The sequence below is a fragment of the Acinetobacter sp. YH16052 genome, assembly GCF_013417155.1.
GTDB lineage: Bacteria > Pseudomonadota > Gammaproteobacteria > Pseudomonadales > Moraxellaceae > Acinetobacter.
The window spans coordinates 1-2,938 of record NZ_VPEO01000084.1; the positions used below are offsets into that span (position 1 = coordinate 1).

Annotated in this window: 3 protein-coding genes; all 3 read right to left on the reverse strand. The window is 38.7% G+C overall.

The features are described from left to right. Window positions 1-236: 236 nt before the first annotated feature. Window positions 237-1,148 carry a replication initiation protein gene (locus tag FTV42_RS16040; RefSeq protein WP_179991720.1) on the reverse strand — a complete coding sequence of 304 codons (912 nt, stop codon included), beginning with the start codon at window positions 1,146-1,148 and terminating at the stop codon, window positions 237-239. A gap of 255 nt (window positions 1,149-1,403) precedes the next feature. Beyond that, the gene (locus FTV42_RS16045) at window positions 1,404-1,682 is read right to left on the reverse strand and encodes a hypothetical protein (protein ID WP_179991719.1); all 279 of its coding nucleotides are present in this window, start codon (window positions 1,680-1,682) and stop codon (window positions 1,404-1,406) included. 14 nt (window positions 1,683-1,696) lie between these two features. After that, window positions 1,697-2,938: hypothetical protein (locus tag FTV42_RS16050; RefSeq protein WP_180039193.1), on the reverse strand; the 1,242-nt coding region annotated here is incomplete at its 5' end.

Here is a 2,938-nt window from a genome sequence, read left to right on the forward strand (position 1 = left end):
GTGTTTGAGGTGTTTGGTGTTTGAGGTGTTTGGTGTTTGAGGTGTTTGGTGTTTGAGGTGTTTGGTGTTTGAGGTGTTTGGTGTTTGAGGTGTTTGGTGTTTGAACTTTCTAATTGTTTTTAGTTATTTTCTATTTAACTTATAAAACAAGAATAATAAAAACCCCCACTTTAAAGCTAGGGAAGATTCAAAACAAACCCCAAGAGGGGCTGTTATCTGATATGGCTTATCTGCTATCACTTTATCAAACCTTTTTTCTTGCGCCGATAATATGTAGCTTGACCAATTCCAAGGGCTTCCCAAGGCTTTTTTGAACGCTCTGAATCAGCTTTAGGGCCACGTTTGGACTTGGCACCTCCCTTCGCACCACGTTTAGCTTGAATCTCGCTGAAATCTCCATAGCTGAAACGCTGCCAAACCCATTTAGCAATACTCTTTGATGTCGCCTTTACTTCGCTATACGGTAAAGGTTGTTCAAAACCGCTATTAATCGCTTCTATTTGCGCCCTGACGGCTCTTTCCCACTCGTGGCTAGAGTTGTGGTGCATGTAGTCTCTAATCGCCTTATACGCCCAATGACGCCCTTTCTCGAACATGGTGACATTGCGACCTAAACCAACTACTTCAAGTTTTTTCGGTATCTTCTTCGGCAGATCCACGAAGTCAGCAAGATAATCCAGCGAATACGCTTTATCAGTCCAAAAAATCGTCCTCCACTGGTCATTGAGAGGATTTTTTGTGATCAAATGAGAATAACTGAGATCAGCACCCATTTTGAGTGCAAAAGCGTAGTAAATAGCTTGTGCGTACTTGATTGCTTTCACACTAGCAAACTCGCTTGTACAAAGCGGTATCTCAAGCTTGTAGCAGTGATGGCAATGACCGTTGATTGGGTTCTGTGTTGTCCAAAACGGCTGTGGCAAACCTGCGTCAAACCAGGATAAAGCGGAATCTTCTTTGTCATCATCAAAGACAAAGTAAATCGTCATAAGTGGCGGATTAACTTGAATATAGGGCTTTTTAACCGCAATAGATTTGGGACGAATAAGCATATAGCCTGGTTTTTCGTCCATACAATAAGGTTTAATCGGTAGGTCTTGATAAAAAATTGACCGAAAATCAGTGTCTTTTGCTTCACATTTATTCATTTATAACAGTAACCGCTTGCAAAGCTCGCAAACACTGCTAAAATTAAGACATATTCAGGTGTTTAATTTTTAGTGTTTTCAAGCATTTAAATTAAAATTCCGAAGAAAGACAGGACGGCAATCCTGTTTTTTTTCGCCTATGAAAATGTAGCACTATTTTCAGTAAAAGCATACTGCAGTAAAAACAGTGATTTAGAGATGCTTTTTTTTTCGAGTACAGCAATGTAAAACATTGCTACGCAGAAAAATAAAGGGTCATCTTCTACTTTTACGCTTGATCACGTTGAATGCTTGATTTAACTCAATCGGGTCATAGTTCAAGCTTTTACACAAAGTAAAAAAGTTTTGATTGTCCATTTTTTCATGACACCAATTTAGCTGTAACAGCCAATGTTTTTCTGCATTTAATTGTTCGCACACATCATGTAAATAAGACAAGTCTACATTTTCCATTTCAGAAAAAGTAAGCATTGCAGCATAAGCAACGTCACTGATTGATGATGTTTCAAAGTGCTCGCTAATATCTATTTTCATAATTTTTTCATCTCCTACATTGTGAATCCGTTGTCATTATTACGTTCAATAGCTTTTGTTTCAGGCTTCGCCTGAAATAACGGCTTAACTTCGTTTTCTTTTTTATCAAGATCATTTAAGCGATATTCGTTTGAAGTTCGTTCAAGTGAGAATGTCCGATTGAGCTTTTGTCGAGTGTCGTAATTCAGATGACAGCCTGATTTTTTCATATAATCAATAATGCGCTCATCATTGCGTATCATCTTGTTTACAATATCAATTTCATCTCTACTCAGCCCATTTTCATAGTGTTGATAGTGTCCTAGTTCTTGAAATTTGGTTTCGATGTAGTAAGCGACTTGCTCAATATTTCGATTCTTAAATGCTTCATGCTGACGTTCTGACCAAACAGCAATACGCTCCGCAGTCGGTGAGCGATAACCATTGTTTTTGAAATATCGAGTTAAATCAGTACAGGGCTTTGGCTTAATCACAACATTACTGAGTTGTCGTGCAATTAAATCAATGTGTTTAGTTGTTCGATCAAGTTGTTGACTGAAAGTTCTAGCTTCTGAAGCTTGTTGTTTAACTCGCTGACGTTGATTTCGTTGTCTGTTGCTGTATTCAATGATGATGCTGTCGAAAGTGCTTTCGTTAATTGCGATTGTGTGAGCTGTATATCGTCCAGAATTGGTTTTAGTTCTTGATTGATCTTGCTCTGCACTAATTTTTCGATGTTCGAGTTGTCCAGTACAGTAAGCAATTTCTCTTGCAAATGTTTTTGCGCTTGCATTGCGAATGTCTGTAAAGACTGCGACATATCTAGCTTTGGTACTTGGTTCATTTGCTGAATTAGTGCTGTGTTGCGCTGTTCTAAGTGCTCGATGTACTTCTTCTGCTCGTTGATACAAGTCTGCTGTAGCTCGTTCTGTTTCTGTAGCAAACTGACTTGCTGACTGATTAACTGCTTTAATTCGCTCATTTACTTCACCCATGAAATTATGATCAGGATTAGCAGTAATGCTGTACATGATACTGACAAAATTAGACTGATTTTCTGCTGTTGTTGCTGTGTCTGCTGTTGAGCTAAGCTCTGAATATTCAAACTTTCGGCTTGTTTCACTAAACTTTGTACCTGATTCAATAGCTCGGTTGATCTGTGCGTCAGCTTCTGCACTGATTCCTTTTGCTCTTGTGCGTTGTTGATCAAGTTCTGACAGCTCTGCTGTATTTCGTTGTCTATAAATTTCAATCGGGACCTGGTACTTGTCTGCAAA